Source organism: Alkalilimnicola ehrlichii MLHE-1, from assembly GCF_000014785.1.
In the GTDB taxonomy this organism is placed as follows: Bacteria; Pseudomonadota; Gammaproteobacteria; order Nitrococcales; family Halorhodospiraceae; genus Alkalilimnicola; species Alkalilimnicola ehrlichii.
Window position 1 is genome coordinate 2894861 of the sequence record NC_008340.1, and the last position, 22213, is coordinate 2917073.

Annotated in this window: 24 protein-coding genes; 15 read left to right on the forward strand and 9 right to left on the reverse strand. The window is 68.5% G+C overall.

What is annotated here, in order from left to right; all coding sequences use genetic code 11:
* The first annotated feature begins 52 nt into the window (after positions 1-52).
* Complete coding sequence (rluD, locus tag MLG_RS12905) at positions 53-994, forward strand: 23S rRNA pseudouridine(1911/1915/1917) synthase RluD (RefSeq protein WP_011630285.1); 942 nt, start codon at positions 53-55, stop codon at positions 992-994.
* 54 nt (positions 995-1048) lie between these two features.
* Positions 1049-2149 carry an RNA ligase gene (locus tag MLG_RS12910; protein WP_011630286.1) on the forward strand — a complete coding sequence of 367 codons (1101 nt, stop codon included), beginning with the start codon at positions 1049-1051 and terminating at the stop codon, positions 2147-2149.
* Positions 2150-2171: 22 nt separating this feature from the next.
* Here the strand turns inward: MLG_RS12910 and MLG_RS12915 are convergent, their stop codons facing one another.
* Positions 2172-3488 (reverse strand): pyridoxal phosphate-dependent aminotransferase, encoded by a 1317-nt coding sequence (locus MLG_RS12915; protein ID WP_011630287.1) that lies wholly within the window; start codon positions 3486-3488, stop codon positions 2172-2174.
* Positions 3489-3735: 247 nt separating this feature from the next.
* On the opposite strand from MLG_RS12915, the gene MLG_RS12920 reads away from it, so the two are divergent.
* The gene (locus tag MLG_RS12920; RefSeq protein WP_011630288.1) at positions 3736-4518 is read left to right on the forward strand and encodes a TIGR01458 family HAD-type hydrolase; all 783 of its coding nucleotides are present in this window, start codon (positions 3736-3738) and stop codon (positions 4516-4518) included.
* On the opposite strand, the gene MLG_RS12925 is transcribed toward MLG_RS12920, so the two are convergent.
* Together MLG_RS12925 and pgeF are read right to left on the reverse strand one after the other, a co-directional pair.
* A complete protein-coding gene (locus MLG_RS12925; protein WP_011630289.1) occupies positions 4515-5093 on the reverse strand; it encodes an RNA ligase partner protein in 579 nt (192 codons plus the stop codon). The genes MLG_RS12920 and MLG_RS12925 overlap by 4 nt on opposite strands.
* 82 nt (positions 5094-5175) lie before the next feature.
* Positions 5176-5910, reverse strand: a complete 735-nt coding sequence (gene pgeF, locus MLG_RS12930) for a peptidoglycan editing factor PgeF (RefSeq protein ID WP_041718677.1) — start codon at positions 5908-5910, stop codon at positions 5176-5178.
* Between the two features lie 137 nt (positions 5911-6047).
* Between pgeF and clpB the strand changes: the two genes are divergently transcribed.
* The 6 genes from clpB to MLG_RS12950 all read left to right on the forward strand — a co-directional run bounded on the left by clpB (position 6048) and on the right by MLG_RS12950 (position 10323).
* The gene (gene clpB / locus MLG_RS12935) at positions 6048-8642 is read left to right on the forward strand and encodes an ATP-dependent chaperone ClpB (RefSeq protein WP_011630291.1); all 2595 of its coding nucleotides are present in this window, start codon (positions 6048-6050) and stop codon (positions 8640-8642) included.
* A 201-nt stretch (positions 8643-8843) separates the two neighbouring features.
* Positions 8844-9038 (forward strand): hypothetical protein, encoded by a 195-nt coding sequence (locus tag MLG_RS12940; protein ID WP_041718070.1) that lies wholly within the window; start codon positions 8844-8846, stop codon positions 9036-9038.
* Between the two features lie 76 nt (positions 9039-9114).
* Complete coding sequence (locus tag MLG_RS15275) at positions 9115-9396, forward strand: type II toxin-antitoxin system RelE/ParE family toxin (RefSeq protein WP_011630293.1); 282 nt, start codon at positions 9115-9117, stop codon at positions 9394-9396.
* A gap of 1 nt (position 9397) precedes the next feature.
* Positions 9398-9658 carry a helix-turn-helix domain-containing protein gene (locus MLG_RS12945; protein WP_011630294.1) on the forward strand — a complete coding sequence of 87 codons (261 nt, stop codon included), beginning with the start codon at positions 9398-9400 and terminating at the stop codon, positions 9656-9658.
* Between the two features lie 108 nt (positions 9659-9766).
* A complete protein-coding gene (locus tag MLG_RS15280; protein ID WP_011630295.1) occupies positions 9767-10024 on the forward strand; it encodes a type II toxin-antitoxin system Phd/YefM family antitoxin in 258 nt (85 codons plus the stop codon).
* Positions 10012-10323 (forward strand): type II toxin-antitoxin system RelE/ParE family toxin, encoded by a 312-nt coding sequence (locus MLG_RS12950; RefSeq protein WP_011630296.1) that lies wholly within the window; start codon positions 10012-10014, stop codon positions 10321-10323. The genes MLG_RS15280 and MLG_RS12950 overlap by 13 nt, the downstream gene beginning before the upstream one ends.
* Before the next feature lie 26 nt (positions 10324-10349).
* On the opposite strand, the gene MLG_RS12955 is transcribed toward MLG_RS12950, so the two are convergent.
* The 6 genes from MLG_RS12955 to MLG_RS12980 form a co-directional block, all read right to left on the reverse strand.
* Positions 10350-11255: an NAD-dependent glycerol-3-phosphate dehydrogenase gene (locus MLG_RS12955; RefSeq protein ID WP_011630297.1), complete on the reverse strand. Its 906-nt coding sequence runs from the start codon at positions 11253-11255 to the stop codon at positions 10350-10352.
* A 533-nt stretch (positions 11256-11788) separates the two neighbouring features.
* Positions 11789-12676, reverse strand: coding sequence for an NAD(P)-dependent oxidoreductase (locus tag MLG_RS12960; protein WP_011630298.1), 888 nt, complete (start codon positions 12674-12676; stop codon positions 11789-11791).
* A 40-nt stretch (positions 12677-12716) separates the two neighbouring features.
* Positions 12717-13295 (reverse strand): DJ-1 family glyoxalase III, encoded by a 579-nt coding sequence (locus MLG_RS12965; protein ID WP_011630299.1) that lies wholly within the window; start codon positions 13293-13295, stop codon positions 12717-12719.
* Positions 13292-14086 (reverse strand): divergent polysaccharide deacetylase family protein, encoded by a 795-nt coding sequence (locus MLG_RS12970; protein ID WP_011630300.1) that lies wholly within the window; start codon positions 14084-14086, stop codon positions 13292-13294. The genes MLG_RS12965 and MLG_RS12970 overlap by 4 nt, the downstream gene beginning before the upstream one ends.
* A gap of 4 nt (positions 14087-14090) precedes the next feature.
* Positions 14091-15371, reverse strand: a complete 1281-nt coding sequence (locus MLG_RS12975) for a S41 family peptidase (protein WP_011630301.1) — start codon at positions 15369-15371, stop codon at positions 14091-14093.
* 114 nt (positions 15372-15485) lie between these two features.
* The gene (locus MLG_RS12980) at positions 15486-16640 is read right to left on the reverse strand and encodes a murein hydrolase activator EnvC family protein (protein ID WP_041718071.1); all 1155 of its coding nucleotides are present in this window, start codon (positions 16638-16640) and stop codon (positions 15486-15488) included.
* A 152-nt stretch (positions 16641-16792) separates the two neighbouring features.
* Between MLG_RS12980 and MLG_RS12985 the strand changes: the two genes are divergently transcribed.
* From MLG_RS12985 to MLG_RS13010, 6 genes are all read left to right on the forward strand, one after another.
* Positions 16793-17248: a rhodanese-like domain-containing protein gene (locus tag MLG_RS12985; protein ID WP_011630303.1), complete on the forward strand. Its 456-nt coding sequence runs from the start codon at positions 16793-16795 to the stop codon at positions 17246-17248.
* Positions 17249-17331: 83 nt separating this feature from the next.
* On the forward strand, positions 17332-17898 hold the full coding sequence (secB, locus tag MLG_RS12990) for a protein-export chaperone SecB (protein ID WP_011630304.1): 567 nt from the start codon (positions 17332-17334) through the stop codon (positions 17896-17898).
* A 21-nt stretch (positions 17899-17919) separates the two neighbouring features.
* Entirely contained in the window at positions 17920-18918 is a 999-nt protein-coding gene (locus MLG_RS12995) for an NAD(P)H-dependent glycerol-3-phosphate dehydrogenase (protein WP_011630305.1), read from the forward strand.
* A 7-nt stretch (positions 18919-18925) separates the two neighbouring features.
* Positions 18926-19387, forward strand: a complete 462-nt coding sequence (locus tag MLG_RS13000) for a tRNA (cytidine(34)-2'-O)-methyltransferase (protein ID WP_011630306.1) — start codon at positions 18926-18928, stop codon at positions 19385-19387.
* A gap of 89 nt (positions 19388-19476) precedes the next feature.
* Positions 19477-20496 carry a Fe(3+) ABC transporter substrate-binding protein gene (locus MLG_RS13005; protein WP_011630307.1) on the forward strand — a complete coding sequence of 340 codons (1020 nt, stop codon included), beginning with the start codon at positions 19477-19479 and terminating at the stop codon, positions 20494-20496.
* Between the two features lie 4 nt (positions 20497-20500).
* The gene (locus MLG_RS13010) at positions 20501-22207 is read left to right on the forward strand and encodes an ABC transporter permease (RefSeq protein ID WP_011630308.1); all 1707 of its coding nucleotides are present in this window, start codon (positions 20501-20503) and stop codon (positions 22205-22207) included.
* Positions 22208-22213 lie beyond the last annotated feature (6 nt).

A 22213-nucleotide genomic window follows, 5' to 3' on the forward strand; every position in this document is an offset into this window, starting at 1 on the left:
ATTCTGCGGGAAAGCGCTTATTCTACGCGCCTGCGCGCAGCGGAACAGCACCATGGGCACTCGCATAGAACACGACATCCTCATCGACGAGCAGCAGACCGGTCAGCGGCTGGACCAGGCCTTGGCCGCCCTGCTGCCGGACTACTCCCGCAGCCGTATCCAGCAGTGGATCCGCGAGGGGGCGGTCCGGCTGGAGGGCACCGCCCCCCGGCCGCGGGACAAAGTCGCTGCCGGGCAACAGGTCACGATACGGGCCGAACTGGAGGAAGAGCAACGGGTCAGTGCCGAGCCGATCCCCCTGCGCATCCAGTACGAGGACCGCCACCTGTTGGTCATAGACAAGCCCGCGGGCCTGGTGGTTCACCCCGGGGCCGGCAACCGCGAGGGCACCCTGCAGAACGCCCTGCTCCACCACGACCCGCAACTGGCCGAGCTGCCGCGGTCCGGCATCGTACACCGGCTCGACAAGGACACCTCCGGGCTGATGGTGGTGGCGCGCAGCCTGGCCGCCCACACCGCCCTGGTGGCCCAGCTGCAGGCCCGCAGCGTCCGGCGCGAATACCTGGCGCTGGTGAACGGCTGTCCGGTGGCCGGCGGTACCGTGGAGGCCCCCATCGGTCGCCACCCGCGGGACCGCAAACGCATGGCGGTGGTCGAGCGCGGGCGCCCGGCCACCACCCACTACCGGGTGGAGGAGCGCCTGGCCGCCCACACCCTCCTGCGCTGCTTTCTCGAGACCGGACGCACGCACCAGATCCGGGTGCACATGGCCCATGCCGGCTACCCGCTGGTGGGCGATCCCGTCTACGGCGGGCGGCTGCGGCTGCCGCCGCGGGCCACCGAGGCGCAGCGCCAGGCCCTGCGCGCCTTCCAGCGCCAGGCCCTGCACGCCGCCCGACTGGCCCTGGACCACCCAGAGAGCGGCGAGCGCCTGAGCTGGGAGGCCCCCCTGCCCGAAGACATGGCCGCGCTGCTGGCCTGTCTGCGGTCCTGACACCCCCGGTGCCGGTGCTTCCCGCCGCGGGCACAACCACGCTACGCTTGGGGCATGGACGCACTCACCGCGAAGACCGCGTTGGAGAAGGGTAAGGCCAGTCGGCACGAGTTCGAGGGCCTGCACTACATCCGGCTGCACGACAGCGTGGCCCGGCTGCCCAAGGGCAGCGTGCGACTCGACGATGGCACCGTCGTCCCGGGCTACCCCTCCATCGGCCGCATCCAGGCCCTGGGCCCCGGTCTGGCGAAGCAATACGGTGATGAGCTCTTCTGGGCGGAAGAGAAGATCGATGGCTTCAACATCCGCATCCTCGCCCACCAGGGCCGGCTGCTGGCCTTCAGCCGCGGCGGGTATCTCTGCCCGTTCAGCACCGACCGCGTTCCCGAGCTGCTTGACCCCACCCTGTTCGACGACCACCCGGGGCTGATCCTGTGTGCCGAGTTGGCAGGGCCGGAGAACCCCTACATGGAAGGCAGCCCGCCCCACGTCACCGAGGACGTGGCCCTGTTCGTCTTCGACATCCGGCGCGCCGGTGCCAACGGCTTCCTCCCGCAGGAGGAGAAGCTGGCCCTGGCCGAGCGCTACCGGCTGCCCCTGGCCCGGGTCTTTGGTCGCTACCGGGCCGACGACCAGCAGGCGCTGCACGCCTTGATCCTGGAACTGGATGAGGCCGGCTGTGAAGGCCTGGTGTTCAAGGGCGAGACACGCGGGGCACGCAGCAAGTACGTCACCGCCCGGTCCAATATCACCGATATCGCCCTGGTCAGCGACGCCCTGCTCGACCTGCCACCGGAGTACTTCACCCACCGCCTGATGCGCTTGGCGCTGTTCGAGAGTGAGCACCGCGGCGACGACACGGCGCTGGAACAGGAGCTGGGCCGGGCCCTGCTCCGGGGCCTCGGCCGGGCGGTGGAGCGCAGCCGCAGCGTGGGCCGGGTCGGTCACCGCTACCGCTGCCGATTCCGCGAGAAGCGCAACCTGGAGCACTTCGTCGCCCACCTGGAGGCCACCGGCGGCCCGCAGCACGTCAAGATCCTCTACCAGCCCACGCACCAGGAGGACGGCTACTGGGTGCTGGAGTTTGAGCGCGTGCTGCCGCGGATGACCGGTACCCTGGCCCACAGCCTTTCCGGCGGCGCCCAGTTCGACTGACGGCCTACCCCGCCCCGGCGCGCTAGGCGCGCTGCACCCAATCCACGATGCGCTCCATCCCGGCCACGACGTTGGGACAGCAATGTTCGAGGAACTCCTCGGAGAGCTTGCCCGCCGGTTCCGCCGACGCCGCAGTGAGCACCCGGGCGCCGTCGAAGTCCACATAGGCGAGCCGGGCCGACAGTTCCGCCTCGGGCCGCCCGAACGCACTGCCCGGTAGCAGCGCCACGCCGGTCTCCTGCAGCAGCCGGTTGCAGAGCGCCGGCGCGGTGTGGATGCCGCGCGCCACCAGCCGCTCGCGCTGTGGGCTGAAGTCGGGGAACAGGTAGAACCCGCCAACCGGACGGGGCGTGGACAGGCCCGCCTGATCGAGGCGCCGCCAGCAGTACCGGCCCAGTGCCTGCAACACGCGCCGGGACTGCTGCAGGTATTGTTCGATCTCCAGGCCGCCCTGGAAGGCGCGCACCGCCGCATACTGGATCGGAGAGCTGGTGGAGGTGTAGGTCTCGCTGGCCACCACCGCCATGGCCTCCAGCAACCAGTGCAGCCCGCGGGGGAAGGCGAAGGTACCCAGCCGCCACCCCCCCGCCCCGCACCACTTGCTCAACCCGCTGCTGATGATGGTGCCCTCCGGGTAGAAGCGCGCCACCGAGACATGCTGGCCCCGGTGGTGCAGCTCGCTGTAGATCTCGTCCGAGAGCAGGACCACCCGGTACTTGCGGGCGACCCGGGCCAGCCCCCGCAGCTCGTCCGCGGTATAGCTCTCGCCGGTGGGGTTGTTCGGGTAGTTGAGGATCAGGATGCGGGGCCGGGAGGGATCCTCCGCACAGAGCTTCTCCAACTCCTCGGGCAGCAGGCGCCAGTCGTTCTCGTAGCGGGTCTGCACCCAGCGGATCTGCCGGCCGATGATGTGGGCCTGGGGGGCGTAGGAGACCCAACTGGGGGTGGGAATGACCAGGTCGCCGTAGTAGACCAACTGCAGGATGAACATCAGCTCCTTGGAGCCCGGACCGATCAGCACATCCTCGGCCGACAGCTCCACGCCCTGGCTGCGCCGGTGGTACTCGGCCACCGCCTCGCGCAGGTTGCGCAGGCCCTCCACCGGCAGGTAGTCCTTCTGGTGGGCATTGGCCTTGAGCTCGGCCTCCACCGGCCCCGGGACCGGGAAGGGGGACTGGCCGAGACCGAAGCGGTAGACGTGGCGCCCCTGCGCGGCCAGGGCCGCGCTGCGCTCGTTGATGACGAGGGTGGCGGACTGGCCCAGCCCGCGGACGTTGAGATTAAGGTGGATCTCCGGGGCGTGGTTGCGACGCCCGGGGTGGTTAGCGTATTGCGGCACAGCGATGCCCCCCTTGCTGACTGCGACCGGCGGACCGGCCGCTCACCATCACCGGGCAGCGCATCGCCACGGCGAGCGCCCCCCTTTCCCCGAAGGTTAGCCGCTCCCGTCCGCCTGTCATGCCCACCCTTCCCGGACGGGAACCGGGCACACTTCCTGCTACCGTTTTGGTTATCAGAAACGCGGCGTAGCCGGCCGCATGGGCCGGTGCGCCTCGTGGTCATGACAAAGATAAAGGGAGGCAGCTATGACCAGACCCCCCGTGGACGGGCTCCTGCTGGATATCGGCGGCGTGCTCTATCAAGGTGCAGAGGCCCTGCCCGGTGCACCGGAGGCGATGCAGCGCCTGCGCGCCAGCGGGCTGGCGCTGCGCTTCGCCACCAATACCAGTCGCACCACCCGCGCCGCCCTGGCCGAAAAGCTGGGCCGGCTGGGCTTTGACGTGGCGGCCGAGGAGATCTTCACCGCACCGCTCGCCGCGGTGCAGACCATCCGCGAGCGGGGCCTGCGGCCGCTGCTGCTGGTCCACCCGGATCTCGGCCCCGATCTCACCGGCTTCCCCGATGGCCCACCCGACGCCGTGCTCATCGGCGACGCCGGTGAGCACTTCGATTACCGGGGCCTGAACCGGGCCTTCCGGCTGCTGATGGAGGGGGCACCGCTGCTCGCCCTGGCGCGCAACCGCTACTTCCGGGAGCAGGACGGGCTGTCGCTGGACGTGGGCCCCTTCGTGGCGGCGCTGGAGTATGCCAGCGGTGTGGCGGCGGAGGTCTACGGCAAACCCGCCCCGGGCTTTTTCCGGGAAGCGGCGGAGGCCCTAGGGGTGGCCCCGGAGCGGCTGCTGATGGTGGGTGATGACGTGGAATCGGACGTGATCGGCGCCCTGGACGCCGGCCTGCAGGCGGCCCTGGTGCGCACCGGCAAGTTCAGTCCGGAGGACGAAACCACCCTGGCCGACCGCGCCCCGGTGCTGGAGGACTTCCCGGCGCTGGTGGACTGGCTGCTCGGCGCCGGGGGCGAGAACGGCTAATGGCCGGCACCCAGGTTCTCCATCACCTGGCGCAGATAGTCCGCGGTGAGCAGCTTCACGCCCATCCGATTGCCCAACTTGCGCATGCCCTCGTCGGCGCTGACCAGCTCGGCGTCCAGCTCCATGGCCAGCAGCACCGCGTCCACGTCCTCGCGGGAGTCCACCAGCCCCTTGCGCATGGCCTCCCGGTAGCGCTCGCGCAGGCTGGCGATCAGCTCCGGACGCATGTCGGTGGCCGCCCCCGCCTGGCGAGTGTGCTCCTCGGCGATCCGCAGCCCGCGGTCGATGCGGCCGCGCAGCTCGTGGATGAACTCGTAGAGGATCTCCGCCGGGATGGTCATGCTGAACCGGCGCGGTGAACGGACCCAGACATCGGTCTCGAAGTCCGCCGCCATCTCCGCCAGGTCCCGCATGCGCCGGAACTCGTCATAGACCGACAGCGGCATGTAGAACTCCGCTGGACAGCGCCGGGCCAGGTGCAGGAAGGTCTGCACCCCGGCCAGCGGGTCCTCGCCGAACTGCACGGCGCAGTGGGGGTTGGTGAAAACGCTGGTGTCCAGCACGAATCGGCGCATGGTGGCACTCCCTGTGATCCTTACCCTGATGATCCGCCGCGCCGCCGGCCGGGTCAATCCGTGCCGCGGCGCTGTCGCTGCCTCACGCCAGCCAGATCAGCGTGGCCATGCGCCCGGTCTCGCCGTCGCGGCGGTAGGAGAAGAACCGCCCGGCATCGGACCAGGTGCAGTGGTCCGCGCCGTACACGGCCTGCACACCGGCGGCGGCCAATCGTCGCGCGGCCAGGGTGTAGAGATCGGCCCGCCAACGCCCCTGCGCATCCGCCCGGAAGCAGGGCCCGGCGCCGTCATCCCGGGCCAGAAAGGCCTGACGCACGTCGTCACCCACCTGGAAGGCCTCGGGACCGATCGCGGGCCCCAACCAAGCCATCAGCCCCCCGGGGCCGCCCAGGGCGCTCACCCCCGCCTCCAGGATGCCACCGGCCAGGCCGCGCCAGCCGGCGTGCAGGGCCGCCACCCGGGGCCCGTCCTGGTCGCAGAGCACCACCGGCAGGCAGTCGGCGGTCAGGACCGCGCAGACCACGCCCGGTCGGTCGGTCCAACTGCCGTCGGCCTCGGGCACGCCCTCCACGGCGTGCGCCGCCACCACCCGCGTACCGTGGACCTGCCGGAGCCAGACCGGCCCCGAGGGCAGTGCCGCGGCCTCGCGCAGGCGCCTGCGGTTGTCGGCCACTCGCTCCGGATCGTCGCCGGTGTGGCCGCCGAGGTTCAGGCTGTCGTAGGGGGGCCGGCTGAACCCACCGGTACGGGTCGAGACCAGTGCCCGCACCCCGGCCGGTGCCGGCCAATCAGGCCGGATGAAATCCAGTTCACTCATGGCGTCCATCATCGGCCAAACCGATGCTGACGCCAAGCCGAAACGGTGCCCACGGTTGAAAAGCCCTGCGCACTCCCCCATCTGTTAGTGCAAAGGCATTGACGGGTGACTCACACCCTGGAGCAAGAGGATTCACCATGCGGCAGGACAAACTGACCACGAAATTCCAGATGGCCATCGCCGATGCGCAGAGCTTGGCCCTGGGCCGCGATCACCAGATGATCGAGCCTGTGCACCTGATGGCCGCACTGCTGGACCAGGAGGGCGGCGTCGGCCAGTTGCTCTCCCGGGCCGGCGTTAACATCAACCAGTTGCGCACCGAAATGGGCCGGGCCCTGGACCGGCTGCCCACGGTGGAGGGCAGCGCCGGCGAGGTGCATGTCTCCAACGAACTGGGCCGGCTGCTCAACCTCACCGACAAACTGGCCCAGAAGCGCAAGGACCAGTACATCTCCAGCGAGCTCTTCGTGCTGGCGGCGGTGACCGACAAGGGCCAGCTCGGCGAACTGCTGCGCGGCGCCGGCGCCACCAAGGAGGCGGTGGAAAAGGCCATCGAAGAGCTGCGCGGCGGCCAGTCGGTGGACGACCCCAACGCCGAGGACCAGCGCCAGTCCCTGGAGAAGTACACCATCGACCTCACCGAGCGGGCCGAACAGGGCAAGCTGGACCCGGTGATCGGCCGCGACGAGGAGATCCGCCGCACCATCCAGGTGCTCTCCCGGCGCACCAAGAACAACCCCGTGCTCATCGGCGAGCCCGGCGTGGGCAAGACCGCCATCGCCGAGGGCCTGGCCAACCGCATCATCAACGGCGAGGTGCCGGAGGGCCTGAAGACCAAGCGCATCCTCTCGTTGGACATGGCCGCGCTGATCGCCGGCGCCAAGTACCGGGGCGAGTTCGAGGAGCGGCTGAAGGCCGTGCTCAAAGACCTGGCCAAGCAGGAGGGCCAGATCATCCTCTTTATCGACGAGATCCACACCATCGTCGGCGCCGGCAAGGCCGAGGGCGCCATGGACGCGGGCAACATGCTCAAGCCCGCCCTCGCCCGGGGCGAGCTGCACTGCATCGGCGCCACCACCCTGGACGAGTACCGCAAGCACATCGAAAAGGACGCCGCCCTGGAGCGCCGCTTCCAGAAGGTGCTGGTGGACGAGCCCTCCGTGGAGGACACCGTGGCCATCCTGCGCGGCCTCAAGGAGCGCTACGAAGTGCACCACGGGGTGGAGATCACCGACCCGGCCATCGTGGCGGCGGCCCAGCTCTCCCACCGCTACATCACCGACCGGCAACTGCCCGACAAGGCCATCGACCTGGTGGACGAGGCGGCCAGCCGGATCAAGATGGAGATCGACTCCAAGCCGGAGGAGATGGACAGGCTGGAGCGGCGGCTGATCCAGCTCAAGATCGAACGCGAAGCCCTGGCCAAGGAGGAGGACGACGCCTCCCGCAAGCGCCTAGACGCGCTGGAGGGCGAGATCAACGAGCTGGAGGACGAGTACAAGGCGCTGGAGGAGATCTGGAACTCCGAGAAGGCCGCCGTGGAAGGCACCCAGAGCATCAAGGAGCAACTGGAGCGCGCCCGGCAAGAGCTGGATACCGCCCGCCGGGCCGGCGACCTGGGGCGCATGTCGGAGCTGCAGTACGGCCGCATCCCGGAACTGGAGCGGCAACTGGACCTGGCCCTGCAGGCGGAGATGCACGACACCCAGTTGCTGCGCACCAGCGTGGGCACCGAGGAGATCGCCGAGGTGGTCTCCCGCTGGACCGGCATCCCGGTGAGCAAGATGCTGGAGGGCGAGCGCGACAAGCTGCTGCGCATGGAGGAAGAGATCCGCAAGCGCGTGGTGGGTCAGGACGAGGCCGTGGCCGCCGTGGCCAACGCCATCCGCCGCTCCCGGGCCGGGCTCTCCGACCCCAACCGGCCCAACGGCTCCTTCCTCTTCCTGGGCCCCACCGGTGTCGGCAAGACCGAGCTGTGCAAGGCGCTGGCCAGCTTCCTCTTCGACACCGAGGAGGCGATGATCCGCGTGGACATGTCTGAGTTCATGGAGAAGCACGCCGTGGCCCGGTTGATCGGCGCGCCCCCCGGTTACGTGGGCTACGAGGAAGGGGGTTATCTCACCGAGCATGTGCGGCGCAAGCCCTACTCGGTGATCCTGCTGGACGAGGTGGAAAAGGCCCACGCGGACGTCTTCAACGTGCTGCTGCAGGTACTGGACGACGGCCGCCTGACCGACAGCCACGGCCGCACCGTGGACTTCCGCAACACGGTGATCGTGATGACCTCCAACCTGGGCTCGGACGTGATCCAGCAGATGGCGGGCGAGGAGCACTACCAGGAGATGCGCTCGGCCGTGATGGAGATCGTCGGTACCCACTTCCGCCCGGAGTTCATCAACCGGGTGGACGAGGTGGTGGTCTTCCACCCGCTGGGCCGCGAGCACATCCGCTCCATCACCGACATCCAGCTGCGCCAGCTCAACGCCCGTCTGGCGGACAAGGAGCTGACGCTGGAGGTCTCCGACGCGGCCAAGGACCAGTTGGGTGAGGCCGGCTTCGACCCGGTGTACGGGGCGCGGCCCCTGAAGCGGGTGTTGCAGCAACGGCTGGAGAACGCCCTGGCCCAGCGGATACTGCGTGGGGAGTTTATGCCTGGGGATAGTATTCGGGTGGATACTGAGGGTGATGGGTTGGCCTTTACCAAGGGTGCGCCGGCTGTTAGTGAGGCTTGAGGCAGGCCCTGGGGGGGTATCGGTGACGCCCCCAACAGGCTGAGTAATGGCCGCGATATAACGGGTATTGGCCAATTTACCGCACAGAGCCCCCGACCTGCGAGTCGGGGGCTTTTTGTATCTGGGCTGGGGCTACCGGCTGAAGCAGTGGCCCGAGAGGAACCGGCTGCACCCCTCAAGCTAGACACCAGCCGCGTCCGTTTGCGGGAAACCGACACCCGCCAGCACTTCGTCTACGTCTTCAACCGCATGCTGGAGAACCTGTTCATCGAGCGCATGGACGGCAACGAGGAGATCTTCGAGCGGCTGATGAACGACGACGACCTCCGTCGGGTGGCGGGCGCGCACCTGCTGGACGAGGTCTACGAACGCCTGCAGGAGGGCCGCGAAGCGTGATGTTATGGGGCTATGGCGTGAGTAGCCGGCCCTTCCCACTTGACATACCATATATGATATACATACTATTTATGGTATGTGGAAGATATTCGAGCACAGGAGAGTGGCGAAGAACTTGTCGGCAGCGCCTGTCGAGGTGCAGAAAAGGTATGAGAAATGGAAAGACATTGTCGCCATATCAGGGCCACAGGGGCTGCGCTCTATTAGGGGTTTCAGCGATGAAGCCTTATCAGGCAAGTGGAAAGGCTTCCGGTCTTCACGGCTTAACATACAGTACCGCGTCATCTATCGGGTACGGAAGAATCAAGTGCTCGTAGGGGTCGAGAAGGTAACTCCCCACGATTACGGGAGGAAATAGAATGAGCGAATATCGTAAGGCCAGGAAACGGCTCGAGGTCTCTGTTGGAGAGTCGGTCCGCATCATGCGTGAACTGCAAGAGATGAGTCAGAATGAGCTGGCCCGCGCTACCGGGATCCCCCAATCCACCATTTCTGCTATCGAGAACGACCGCGTTCGCCTCGGTGTAGACAGGGCCAAGGTCCTGGCCAGGGCTTTGCGGTGTCACCCCGCCGTTCTCGTATTTCCTGGCTGGGACGTTGAGCAGGAGTCGGCGGCGTAACTGTCGCAGCCCGTGGAATCATCCACCGCTGGCGGCTCTGCCCATGCAACCGACACTCGACACCGGCCAGTGCTACTATAGTGTCACTGGTTGATTCGGGGTGACTCCATGAAAGTTGAGCTCGTTACGAACCTCAAGCGCCAGGCCACGAAGATTCTCGCAGAACTGCGCGCATCGAAGGAGCCGGTGCTGATCACTGAGCATGGCCAGCCATCTGCTTACCTGGTTGATGTGCAGGACTACGAGTTTATGCAGCGCCGGCTTGAGCTGCTTGAAGGGCTCTCAAGAGGTGAGCGCGCTGTACTGGAAGGGAGAACGTACAGCCACAGTGAAGCCAGGGATAAGCTGGGTAAATGGCTGAAATAGTCTGGACTGAGCCCGCCCTTCAGGAACTGGATGCCATCGCTGAGTACATCGCGCTGGATAATCCGGCGGCGGCAAGCCGTTTGGTCCAGGAGGTATTCGCCAAGGCCACACGCCTGGAAGAGTTCCCCCGATCCGGAAGGATCCCTCCGGAGCTGCCCAACTCCGTATACCGGGAATTAGTAGTACCGCCGTGCCGGATTTTCTATCGTGAAGACGGGGGGCGAGTTCTTATCCTCTACGTCATGCGGGAGGAACGGCAGCTCCGGGCATACATGTTGGGCGACAACTGCGTTGACTGACAGGGATCCTGGAGACCGGGCGGCGCCTACTCCCCCCAGCCCTCCAAGTAGCCCCGTAGCTCGTCAGCGGTAGCGGGCGGGTCGGCGAACATCCGCCGGGCGAGGTTGAGCAGGGGGTAGGGCTCGGTGTCGAACAGGCGGTGGCGGTCGATCATCGCCAGGGTGTGGGGGCCCTCGCCTTCCAGGCCGCGGGTCTCGCCACGGGCGAGGCGGCGGCCGAGCTGGCGGTGGTGGGAGTCGGCGCTGGTGGCGGAGCCGACGAAATCACCCAGCCCGGCCAGGCCGTAGGGGCTGGTCGGCGCCCCGCCCAAGGCCTCCACGATCGCCGCCAGCTCCCGGAAGGCATCGATGGTGAGCGCCCCGCGGACGTTGTCACCGAGCTGGAGTTCATCGGCGGCGCCGATGAGGGGGACGTAGACGTTCTTGAGCACGACGGCCCAGGAGGCGCCGGTCAGGTCGGTGGTGTGGACCAGTTTCAGAGCGGAGCCCCGGAACAGCTCGCGGACCTGCTGGAAGGTCTCGCGCTGCGGGCAGGCCAGGTCGGCGAACCCGAGGCGATCCGCCTGCAGGTCCTCGGCGATCATGGGGCCGTAGATGGCGGCCAGGGCCTTTCCTTCGCCGAGGGCCTGGTGCAGGATGCCGGCGGCGGTACGGCCGCTTTCGTCCAACCCCTTGGCGATGGTGACGCAGACGGCCCCGTCGGGCAGTGCGGCGGCGACCCGGGGCGCGATGTCGCTGTGGGCCACCACGGGCATGCAGAAGAAGACGAATTCAGCCTGGTGCACGAGCGGTTCCAGCGGTTCGGGGGCCGAACCGTCGGGGGGCAGGCCCTCCCAGCTCACCACCGGCTGCCGGCGCCCGAGCAGATGGGCCATGGCCTTGCCAATCCGCCCGGTACCCAGTACCAGGATCCGCCCTCCCCGCTCTGTCATGACCGTCCCTCTGGTTGTGCGATTCTGCTGGTTCGTCGTCACTGCCAGCATAGCCGGGTGGCGCTGCTATGGCGTTGTTGTGCTGGGCTGTGGCGCTTTGAAATGGGATGGGGTTGGGGGCTTACGGAAGGTCCGGCCGGGGCGGGGGTGTTCCGTTCAGGGGACGCCGTGAACCCATCCCTGGGGGCTTGAAGGCGGCATCCCTGCCGCCTACACCCCTGAACGGAACACCCCCGCCCCGGCCTCCCTAGGTCTGTCTGGGGCCGTGCCCGTCTGCAGGGGTTGGCCCCTTTATGGACGCCCGGGCGCAATGCTGAATGACCGCGGCCCGCCCACTTAGCCCCTCGCCGAAAGCGACGCGCCGGCAACCTTCAGGGGGCTGGCGGGGTATCGGGTGCGAATCGTAGGCGGCAGGGATGCCGCCTACGAGCCCGCAGGGATGGGTTCACGGCGTATTCGCACCCGATACCCCGCTAGCCCCCGTTCCGGGGCCTATCGGAGTCGCCAGGCTTGGCCAATCTCCCATTTGGCACCTAGAGGCCCTTCTTGTTGCCCCCGTTTTCGAACATCGCCCGTTTACCGCGATAGAGCGCGGAGATGTCCTCCTCGCCGTAGCCCTGCTCGATCAGGGGCCGGTACTGCTTGAGGGTCATCTCGACCACCGGCAGCGCCACGCCCATGCTCTCCAGCATCGACCGGCAGATCTCCAGGTCCTTGTAATGCAGGGCCATCTTGAAGCCGGGCTGGTAGCTGTCGCGCACCAGGGTCGGGCCGCGGTGCTGGAGCAGCCAGCTTCCGCCGGCGCCGCCGCTCAGCACCTCGATCACCTTGTCCATGTCCAGCCCCTGGGCCTGGCCGAAGGCCAGCCCCTCGGTGACCCCCTGGATGATCCCGGCCACCATGATCTGATTGACCGCCTTGGTCACCTGCCCGGCCCCGGACGGGCCCATGTGGGTGGCCGAGCGGCTGATCGCCGAGAGCACCGGCCGGACCTGCTCCAGGGTGGCCTCGTCACCGCCCACCATCATCACCATGGTGGCCTTCTCCGCCCCCTCCTTGCCGCCGGAGACGGGGGCGTCCAGGAACCGCGCCCCGGTCTCAGCCACCCGCCGGGCGGCCTCGCGGGCGGTGTCTGCGCTGACGGTGGAGGTGTCCACCACCACCTTGCCCTCACCCAGCTCGGGCAGCATGGCGTCGACCACCTCCAGCACATCGGCGTCCGCCGAGACACAGGTGATGATCACGTCGCACTGGGCAGCCACCGTGGGGGCATCGGCCGCAGCGGCCACCCCATGGCGGCCGGCGAAATCCACCGCCTTGTCATAGGTGCGGTTCCATACCGCGGCCAGCAGCCCCTGCCGGGCCAGGTTGGCCGCCATGCCGGCGCCCATGGCGCCCAGTCCGATCACGCCTGCCTTCATAAAGCGACTCCCTTATGCCGTGGGTGATGGGTCGGGCCCCTCAGGCCTCACCGTTGTACTGCCGGTGACCGCTGGGGCGCTGCAGTTGCTGCTCCACCTCCGCCGCCTGCGCCTCGCCGGCCAGCAATTCGATCAGCCGGAGGGCGAAATCCATCGCGGTACCGGGGCCGCGGGAGGTCACCACGCTGGCGTCCACCACCACCGGCTCCCCACCGCGGAGTTCCACCCCCGGGACATCGTCCAGGGCGCCCGGGAAGGCCGTGGCCTGGCGGCCCTCCAGCAGTCCGGCCCCGGCGAGCACCTTGGGGCCCGCGCAGATGGCCGCCGTGAAGCGCTCGCTGTCAGCGAGCTTACGTAAGAGCTCAGTGACCCGGTCATCCTCGCCCAGCCGTCGCGCCCCCTCGGCGCCGCCGGGCAGCACCACCATGTCGAAATCGCGGCGCAGGGCCTCATCGAGGTGGGTGTCCGCCACCAGCGTGACGCCGCGACTGGCCCGCACCGGCTCGCCGTCCAGGGATGCGGTGACCACATCGATCCCCGCCCGGCGCAGCAGGTCGATGACGGTGACCGCCTCCAGCTCCTCACAGCCCGTTGCCAAGGGCACCAGCACACTACTCATGGCACGTTCTCCTCCTCCTGACCATACAACTCCACCAGCCGCGAGGCCGGCACCAGTTTGATACCGGCCCGGGCCCACTCCGGCAGTACCTCCTCCAGCACCGCCAGGGTCTCCGGGTAGGGGTGGCCGATGGCCAGCCCGTAGCCATGCCGGCGCGCGTGCCGCACCAGCCGTTCGAGGTGGTGGCGGATCATCTCCGGATCACGGTCGTGGTCCAGGAAGACATGCCGCCGGGTGGCGGGCACCCCGGCCTCCCGCGCCACCTGTTCCGCCACACTGCGTGCCGTGGTCCGGCTGTCCACGAAGTAATAGTCGCCCTCCCCCCGCAGTGCGTCCATGACCCAACGCAGGTTGCCCGGGTGGCGTGTATAGAGACTGCCCATGTGGTTATTGACCCCGCGGGCATGGGGCACCGCGTCCAGGTCTTTGCGGACCGCCGCCTCCACCGCCGTCCGGTCCATGTGGATGTCCACCCCGCCCGGCCCTCGATCGGCGCCGTTTTTCGCCTGCATCGGCATGTGCAGCATGACCTCCTTGCCGCTGCGGTGGCAGGCCTCGGCCAGGCGCCGGGCGTGGGGGGTGTGGGGTAGAACGGAACAGGTCACCGGCCCGGGCAGATCAACCGTGCGTTGGCCGCTGGCCAGGTGATCCCCCAGATCGTCGATCACCACCGCCACCCGCACCGGCTCATCGGCCGACCGGGCCTGCGCCTGGCCCAGCAGCAGGGCCCCCAGGCCGCAGAGCAGGAGGATCAGGTGGCCGGCAGGGGCTCGGCGCGTCCGGGCAGCCATGGCATCAGCGACCGGTAAAGATACCCACGCCCTTCAGCAGGTTCAGCGCTTCGTACAGCGTGAAATCGCGCTGCGCCAGGCTCTCGGTCTCGTCGTCCCGATCCACGTCCGGCCGTTGGCGCAGGCCGTGGCGCTCCAGCTCGGCCGGGCTCATGTCCTCGCGTTCCACCCGGGCCACCCTGAGCTCCTCGGAGAGGATATCGGGCTGGATGCCCTTATCCTGAATGGAGCGACCGCCCGGGGTGTAGTAGCGCGCCGTGGTGAGCTTGACCGCCGCACCGCGGCCCAGCGGCAGGATGCTCTGCACCGAGCCCTTGCCAAAGGTGGGTGACCCCATGACCACCGCGCGTCCATGATCCTGCAGGGCCCCGGCGACGATCTCCGAGGCGGAGGCGGACCCCTGGTTGACCAGCACCACCAGCGGGGCGCCGTGCAGCATATCCACCGGGGTGGCGCTAAAGCTCATCTCCGCGCGCTCGTCCCGGCCCTCGGTGTAGACGATCCGGCCGTTGCTGAGAAAGACGTCGGCGACACTGACCGCACCGTCCAGCACCCCACCGGGGTTGTTGCGCAGATCCAGAACCAGACCGCGCAGGCTGCCGTCGGCCTCCCGCTTCAGTTCGCTGAGCGCTTCCCGCACGTCACGACCGGTGCGCTCCTGGAACTGGCTGATGCGCAGATAGCCGTAGCCGGGCTCCAGCATCCGGGCCCGCACGCTCTCCACCTGGATAACGGCGCGGGTGATCTCGAAGGTCAGCGGGCGATCCTCGCCTTCGCGCACCACGGTGAGAGTTATCTGGCTGCCCGGCTCACCGCGCATCTGCTTGACCGCCTCCGTCAACGACATCCCTTTGACCGGTTTATCGTCGATGCGGGTGATCAGGTCCCCCGGACGCAGGCCGGCACGGCTCGCGGGGGTGTCATCGATGGGCGCGATGACCTTGATGAAGCCGTCCTCCTGGCCCACCTCGATACCCAGCCCGCCGAACTCACCGCGGGTGCCCTCCTGCAGGGCCTGGAACTCGCTGGAATCCAGAAAGGTGGAGTGGGGGTCCAGACTGCTGACCATGCCGCGCACGGCCGCCTCCAGGAGCGCCTTGTCATCCACCTCGTCCACGTAGTGGCTGCGAATCCGCGCGTAGACCTCGGCGACGGCCTGAAGCTCTTCCAACGGCAGATCCGCGTTGGCCTGTTGCCGCTCCGCCCATACGGTCTGCCCCAACCCCAGCCCGGCGGCCAGGATCAGCAGTATGGCGGTAGAATAGAGCGGTCGAATCATGCGCATGCGGCAGCGCTCCCATCCGGTGTTGCTGGTCTCGGGCGCTCACGCCCGGCGGTGCGATACATCCGCTATTTCCGCAGTTTACCCCTGTTGCCCCCGCTTGTCAGACCCGCGCCCTTAGCGCGCGGCCAGCCACGGCAGCGGGTCCACCGGGTCGCCGTCGGCCCGCACCTCGAAGTAGAGCCCCGGCTCGCGCCGCCCACCGCTGGCCCCCACCGAGGCCAGCACGGCGCCGGCCTGCACCCATTCACCCTCCTCCACGAACAACGACTCATTGTAACCGTAGAGGCTCAGGTACCCGTCGCCATGGTCGAGGATGACCAGCAGCCCCAGGCCGCGGAACCAATCCGCGTAGACCACCTGCCCGGTGGCCACCGCCTGCACCTCCGTGCCGTTCTCGGCATCGATAACCAGGCCGCGCCACTTGATATTGCCCAGTTCCCTCGAATCACCGAACCGGGCCCCCAGCCGCCCCTCCACCGGCCAGGGCAGCGCACCGCGGTGCTCGCGGAAGCGGAGGTCCTGCAGATCACGCTCGGGCACCGCGGCCAACTCCTCGGCCAGTTCATCGAGCAGCCCCTGCAGGCGCTGTTCGTCCTCCTCCATGCGCATCAGCTGTTCACCGGTCTCGGCCAGGGAGGCCTCCAGCCGCGCCAGCCGCCGGCGCTGCTGCTCCCGCTCGCGCGCCAGTTCCGCACGGCGCTCGCGGGCCGCCATCTCCGCCCGGGCCAGGGCCTCGGACTGCTCCTGCAGCCGCTGCTCCAGGCTCTGCAGGCGCTCCAGGGTCTCGATCACCGACACCAGATCGGCGCGCCGCGCGGCATCCAGGCGGCTGTGATAGGCCAACAACCGTTGCAGCGCTGAGGGGTCCTGCTGATTCAGCAACACGCGCAGGCCGGCGTCCCGCCCCCCCTGCCAGACGGCACGCAACTGCCGCGCCAGCCGCTCGCGCTGCGCGCGCAGGTGCTGGTCGCGTTCCGCCATTTTGGCCTCCAGCTCGGCCACCCGCGCCTCAAGCGCGGCACGCTCCTCCTCCGCCGCCCGCAACGCCCGCGCCGCCCGCTGGACCCGACGGTCGCTCTCCTCCAGCGCCGCCTCGGCCGCGTCGCGCTCGGCCTCGTCCCGGGCCAACGCCTGGCGGGCCGCCTCGATGCGCTCACGGACCGCTTCTAGTTCCGCCTCCGTGGCCTGCAGGTCGTCCTCCACCCCGGCCGCCAGCGGTGACACCAGGGTCAGGGCGGTGATCAGGAGCAGCATGGGTGCGATTCTCATGGCGATTCCAGCTCTCGGGTGTGCCTCGGGGGACCTGCGCGGTGGCCGGGAGGCTGGTATCATGGCCGCCCACTTGGCGCGCCGCAAGGTGGTCCGGCCGGGCCGGTGGCGACGCTGTCCCACAACCAATCAGACAACAAATGGAATCCTCCATGGAGCAGTTGCTGGAATTCATCACCGACAACTGGATGCTCGTGCTGGCCTTCGTGCTCATCCTGGGCTACTGGGTCGGCGCCGAGATCTACCACTTCAGCAGCGGCGTCAAGACCATCACCCCGGAGACGGCGACCCAGCTCTACAACCGCGACAATGCGCTGTTCGTGGATATCCGCAACAACACCGAGTACCGCAAATCGCATCTGCCCGGGGCGTTTCACATGCCGTCCACCGAGGTGGATCAACTGCTGGAAAAGCTGCGCCGCCACGAGTCCCGGCCGCTGATCGTCTATGATGCCAATGGACTGCAGGCCAACAAGACGGCGCGGCGACTCCGCAAGGCCGGCTTCGAGACGGTCTACCAGCTCAAGACCGGGCTCACCGGCTGGGAGAGCGCCGGCTACCCGATGGAGCGCGGCAGGACCAAGCCCAAGCCCAACCCCAAGGGCTGACCCCATAACGACGACGGCAGCGCGCGGCAGGCGCGCCGGCACCGATTCAACCCGGCACTGAACGTAACGGAGTGGAGCAAGACATGGCAGACGAACAACCCCAGGGTAACGGCCAGGGCGCCGCGCAGCAGGGCGAGCAACCCAAGCAGCAGTTCCAGATCGCCAAGCTGTATCTCAAGGATGTCTCGCTGGAGACGCCGAACAGCCCGGAGGTCTTCACCGGCGAGTGGAAGCCGCAGGTCAACGTCGACCTGACCAGCAAGACCCGCGCCCTGCAGGAAGGGCACTACGAGGTGGCCCTGACCGTCACCGTCACCGCCAAGCAGGGCGAGAAGACCGCTTACCTGTGCGAGGTCACCCAGGCCGGGGTCTTCCAGATCAAGGGCTTCGAGGACGCGGCGCGCAACGGCCTGCTGGGCGCCTACTGCCCGGCCCAACTCTTCCCCTACGTGCGCGAGACGGTGAACAGCTTGATCACCCAGGGCGGCTTTCCGGCCATGGTGCTGCAACCGGTCAACTTCGACGCCCTCTACCAGCAGCGGCTGGCCCAGGCCGCCGAGCGCCAGAAGGCGGAGCAGGCCCAGGGCGGCGGCGCCGAGGCCAAGGGCAGCGATAGCACCGCGGCCCAGGGTTCCGACACCCAGCAATAACCGGGCGGAGGCGCGGAGGCCATGAACAGGCCACTGGGCATCATCGGGGCCGGCGCCTGGGGCACGGCGCTGGCCATCGCGGCCGGCCACGCCGGGCACCCGGTCCGACTGTGGGGCCGGGACACGGCGGCGGTTCAGGCCATGGCCCGGGACCGGGTCAACCGGCGGAATCTGCCGGACTGCCCGCTGCCGGACCCGGTGCAGCCGCAACCGGACCTGACAGCGCTGGTGGCCGAGTGCGACGACCTGCTGCTCGTCGTGCCCAGCCGGGCCTTCGAGTCCATGCTGCATACCCTGGCCCCGCTGATCGAGCGCCGCCACCGGCTGGGCTGGGCCACCAAGGGCCTGGATGCCGCCAGCGGCGGCCTGTTGAGCCAGGTGGTCCAGCGGGTGCTCAAGCCCCTGCCGCCCCTGGCGGTCCTTTCCGGGCCGAGCTTTGCCGCCGAGGTAGGGCGGGGCCTGCCCACGGCGGTCACCGTGGCCGCTACCGATCAGGGCTTCGCCAGCGACCTGGCGGACGCCTTCCGCTACGAGCGCTTCCGGGTCTATACCAGCACCGACCTGGTCGGCGTGCAACTGGGCGGCGCGGTGAAGAACGTCCTGGCGATCGCCACCGGCGTGGCCGACGGGCTGGGCTTCGGCGCCAACGCCCGAGCCGCGCTGATCACCCGCGGCCTGGCGGAGACCCGGCGGCTGAGTGAGGCGCTGGGCGCGGACCCGGACACCCTCACCGGGCTGGCCGGCATGGGCGACCTCATCCTCACCTGCACCGACGACCAGTCCCGCAACCGCCGGCTGGGCCTGGCCCTGGGGCGCGGCGAGGACCTGGACGAGGCGGTGGAGGCCATCGGCACGGTGGAGGGGGTGCGCACGGCGGATGAACTGCACCGCCTGGCCACCCAGGCCGGGGTGGAGATGCCCATCTGCGAGCAGGTCCATCTGCGCCTCGCCGGCCGGGTCTCCACCCGCGAGGCCGTGGAGAATCTCCTGCTCCGGCCCGGCGGCCGCCAGGAGCAGTAACCACCGCATGTTCCACATCGTCCTGGTCGAGCCGGAGATCCCACCCAACACCGGCAACGTCATCCGGCTCGCCGCCAACACCGGTGCCCATCTGCACCTGGTGCATCCGCTGGGCTTTCGCCTGGACGACACCCGGCTGCGCCGGGCCGGGCTCGATTACCATGAGTGGGCCCGGGTGGCCGAACACCCCAGTCTGGTGGACTGCCTGCGCCAGGTCCGGCCCCGACGGGCCTGGGCGCTGTCCACCCACGGCTCGGTCGGCTACCACCAGGTCCGCTACGCCCCCGGCGATGCCCTGGTGTTCGGCTGTGAGACCGGTGGCCTGCGTCGGGAGCTGACCCGGTTCAGCCCCGGCCGCCGATTGCGGCTGCCCATGCGGCCGGAGAGCCGGAGCATGAACCTGGGCAACAGCGTCTCGGTGGTGCTTTACGAAGCCCTGCGCCAGCAGGATTTTCCGGAACTGGAATAACTAAAAAATATAATTCTCACGCGGCTTTACAGAGAGCAATGAGAATGCTTATCATCCCGGACAGCATCCTCGCTGTTGGGAGACCATCCATGCGCATCAAACAGGTTCTGACCGGATTGCTGGCCGCGCCGCTGGCCATCGCTTTGGCCATGCCGGCCACCACCCTGGCCGACGACGACACCATCACCGTCTATTCCGCGCGCCAGGAGCACCTGATCAAGCCGCTGTTCGACCGCTTCACCGAGGAGACCGGCATCCGGGTGCGCTACGTGACCGACAGCGCCGGTCCGCTGCTGGCCCGCCTCCAGCAGGAGGGGCGCCGCACCCCCGCCGACATGTTGATGACAGTGGATGCCGGCAACCTCTGGCAGGCCGCCGACCGGGGCGTGCTCCGGCCCATCGACTCCGAGCCGCTGCGGGAGGCCATTCCGGAACACCTGCGTGACCCGGACGACCAGTGGTTCGGCCTGTCGGTGCGGGCACGGACCATCATGTACGCGCCCGACCGCGTCGATCCCGAGGAACTGTCCACCTACGAGGCCCTCGCCGACCCGGAGTGGGAGGGCCGCCTGTGCGTGCGCACCTCGCAGCACGTCTACAACCAGTCGCTGGTCGCCACCATGATCTCCCACCACGGTGAGGAGCGGACCCGGGAGGTGCTGGAGGGCTGGGTGAACAACTTTGCGGACCGCCCCTTCTCCAACGACACCTCGACCCTGCGCGCCATCGCCGCCGGCCAGTGTGATGTGAGCATCACCAACACCTACTACCTGGGCCGGGTGCTGAAGGACGACCCGGACTTCCCGGTGGCGCCCTACTGGCCCAACCAGGATGACGTGGGCGTTCACGTCAACGTCTCCGGTGCCGGTGTCACCCGCCATGCCGGCAACCCTGAAGGGGCGCAGCGGCTCATCGAATGGCTCGCCAGCGAGGCCGCGCAGAAGGACTTCGCCGCCCTGAACATGGAGTATCCGGCGAACCCGGAGATCGGCCTGGACCCGATCGTCGCCGACTGGGGCGATTTCAAGGCCGATAACATCAATGTCTCCGAGGCCGGCCGGCTGCAGCGCCAGGCCGCCATGCTGATGGACCGGGTCGGCTGGCGCTGATCCCATGGCCGTGGCCTGGTCCAGGGCTCCCCGCCGGGGCCTGATCGCCACGCTGCTCGACCCGCTGCGGCGGGTCGGGCCGTGGCGTTTGTTCGCCTTGGGCATGGGGACCCTGCTCTTCGTCCCCATCGCGGTGACCCTGGCCAGTTGGCTCACGCCGGACATGGAGGTCTGGCGCCACATCCAGCAGACCCTGTTAGCGGAGATCCTCGGCAACACCGTGATGCTGGTGCTGGGAGTGGGATCCGGCGTGCTCTTCCTGGGGGTCAGCCTGGCCTGGCTGACGGCCCGCTGTGACTTCCCCGGCCGAGGCCTGTTCGACTGGGCACTGATCCTGCCCCTGGCCGTGCCCACCTATGTCCTGGCCTTCGTCTTTGTCGGCCTGTTCGAGTTCGCGGGGCCGGTGCAGAGCTTTTTGCGCGAGACCGTCTCCAGCGACCTGCGGCTGCCCTCTATCCGCTCCACCCCCGGGCTCATCCTGGTCATGAGCCTCGTGCTCTACCCCTATGTCTACATGCTCAGCCGGGCCGCCTTTCTCAGCCAGGGGACGGCCCCCATGGAGGCGGCACGGGTCCAGGGCCTGAGCGCCTGGGGCAGCTTTTTCCGGGTGGCGCTGCCCATGGCCCGGCCGGCCATCGCGGCCGGCACGGCACTGGCGCTGATGGAGACCCTGGCCGACTTCGGGGCGGTCTCGGTATTCAACTTCGAGACCTTCACCACCGCCATCTACCGAGCCTGGTTCGGTTATTACAGCCTTGCCGCGGCGGGCCAGTTGGCCGCCCTGCTGTTGCTGATCATCCTGCTCGGCCTGACCGCGGAGAAGGCCGCCCGGGGCCGCGCCCGTTTCGACCAGCGCCAGGCCGGCGGGGTCACCCGCATCCCCCTGCGTGGCTGGCGCGCCTGGGCGGCCACCGGCTTCGCCGCCAGCGTGCTGTTCCTGGGCTTTCTGCTGCCAGTGCTGCAACTGGTCATCTGGGGTTGGGGGCACCTGGCCGATTTCAACGAACGCTACTTGGAACTGGTGCTCAACACCCTCACCCTGGGGGCGGTCTCCGCCTTCATCACCGTCACCATCGCCCTGCTGCTTGCCTACGCGCGTCGTGTGCAGCCGGACTTCATCACCCGCCGCGCCGTCGGCGCCTCCACTCTGGGGTACGCCCTGCCCGGCTCGGTGTTGGCGGTGGGGATCATGATCGTCTTCACCTGGCTCGACCACCGGGTGGCCGACCTGCTGGAGCCGCTGGTCGGGGATATCGGCGGCCAACTGCTCACCGGCAGTGTCTTCGCGCTGATCATCGCCTATGTCATGCGCTTCATGGCGGTGGCCTTCGGTGCGGTGGACAGTGCCCTCGAGCAGATCCGGCCCAGCTTGCGCGAGGCCGCTCGCAGCCTGGGCGCGCGGGATTGGGAGATCATCCGCCGCATCTACATCCCGGTGCTGCGGCCGGGTCTGATCACCGCGGCGCTGCTGGTCGGTGTCGATGTCATGAAGGAGATGCCCGCGACCCTGCTGCTCCGGCCCTTCGGCTGGGACACGCTAGCGGTGCGCATCTTCGAGTTCACCGTGGAGGGGCAGTGGGAGCGCGCCGCGCTGCCGGCGGTCACCCTGGTGGCCGTGGGCCTGATCCCGGTGATCTTCCTGGTCAGCCGGACGGTGCGCAAGCACCCGCGCAACCAGAAGCCGGCCGCCGCTGAAGCGCTCCAGACCTGAGCCCCG

Excerpts from the sequence above, each read along its gene's own strand:
- MLG_RS12970 (WP_011630300.1), bottom strand. The coding sequence starts at position 14,086 with ATGGCTGCCCGGACGCGCCGAGCCCCTGCCGGCCACCTGATCCTCCTG.
- MLG_RS12925 (WP_011630289.1), bottom strand. The coding sequence starts at position 5,093 with ATGCGCCGATTCGTGCTGGACACCAGCGTTTTCACCAACCCCCACTGC.
- MLG_RS12975 (WP_011630301.1), bottom strand. The coding sequence starts at position 15,371 with ATGCGCATGATTCGACCGCTCTATTCTACCGCCATACTGCTGATCCTG.
- MLG_RS12955 (WP_011630297.1), bottom strand. The coding sequence starts at position 11,255 with ATGACAGAGCGGGGAGGGCGGATCCTGGTACTGGGTACCGGGCGGATT.
- MLG_RS12920 (WP_011630288.1), top strand. The coding sequence starts at position 3,736 with ATGACCAGACCCCCCGTGGACGGGCTCCTGCTGGATATCGGCGGCGTG.
- MLG_RS12950 (WP_011630296.1), top strand. The coding sequence starts at position 10,012 with ATGGCTGAAATAGTCTGGACTGAGCCCGCCCTTCAGGAACTGGATGCC.
- MLG_RS15280 (WP_011630295.1), top strand. The coding sequence starts at position 9,767 with ATGAAAGTTGAGCTCGTTACGAACCTCAAGCGCCAGGCCACGAAGATT.
- MLG_RS13005 (WP_011630307.1), top strand. The coding sequence starts at position 19,477 with ATGCGCATCAAACAGGTTCTGACCGGATTGCTGGCCGCGCCGCTGGCC.
- secB (WP_011630304.1), top strand. The coding sequence starts at position 17,332 with ATGGCAGACGAACAACCCCAGGGTAACGGCCAGGGCGCCGCGCAGCAG.
- MLG_RS12945 (WP_011630294.1), top strand. The coding sequence starts at position 9,398 with ATGAGCGAATATCGTAAGGCCAGGAAACGGCTCGAGGTCTCTGTTGGA.
- MLG_RS12965 (WP_011630299.1), bottom strand. The coding sequence starts at position 13,295 with ATGAGTAGTGTGCTGGTGCCCTTGGCAACGGGCTGTGAGGAGCTGGAG.
- pgeF (WP_041718677.1), bottom strand. The coding sequence starts at position 5,910 with ATGAGTGAACTGGATTTCATCCGGCCTGATTGGCCGGCACCGGCCGGG.
- MLG_RS12995 (WP_011630305.1), top strand. The coding sequence starts at position 17,920 with ATGAACAGGCCACTGGGCATCATCGGGGCCGGCGCCTGGGGCACGGCG.
- MLG_RS12980 (WP_041718071.1), bottom strand. The coding sequence starts at position 16,640 with ATGAGAATCGCACCCATGCTGCTCCTGATCACCGCCCTGACCCTGGTG.
- MLG_RS12910 (WP_011630286.1), top strand. The coding sequence starts at position 1,049 with ATGGACGCACTCACCGCGAAGACCGCGTTGGAGAAGGGTAAGGCCAGT.
- clpB (WP_011630291.1), top strand. The coding sequence starts at position 6,048 with ATGCGGCAGGACAAACTGACCACGAAATTCCAGATGGCCATCGCCGAT.
- rluD (WP_011630285.1), top strand. The coding sequence starts at position 53 with ATGGGCACTCGCATAGAACACGACATCCTCATCGACGAGCAGCAGACC.
- MLG_RS15275 (WP_011630293.1), top strand. The coding sequence starts at position 9,115 with ATGTGGAAGATATTCGAGCACAGGAGAGTGGCGAAGAACTTGTCGGCA.
- MLG_RS12985 (WP_011630303.1), top strand. The coding sequence starts at position 16,793 with ATGGAGCAGTTGCTGGAATTCATCACCGACAACTGGATGCTCGTGCTG.
- MLG_RS13010 (WP_011630308.1), top strand. The coding sequence starts at position 20,501 with ATGGCCGTGGCCTGGTCCAGGGCTCCCCGCCGGGGCCTGATCGCCACG.
- MLG_RS13000 (WP_011630306.1), top strand. The coding sequence starts at position 18,926 with ATGTTCCACATCGTCCTGGTCGAGCCGGAGATCCCACCCAACACCGGC.
- MLG_RS12960 (WP_011630298.1), bottom strand. The coding sequence starts at position 12,676 with ATGAAGGCAGGCGTGATCGGACTGGGCGCCATGGGCGCCGGCATGGCG.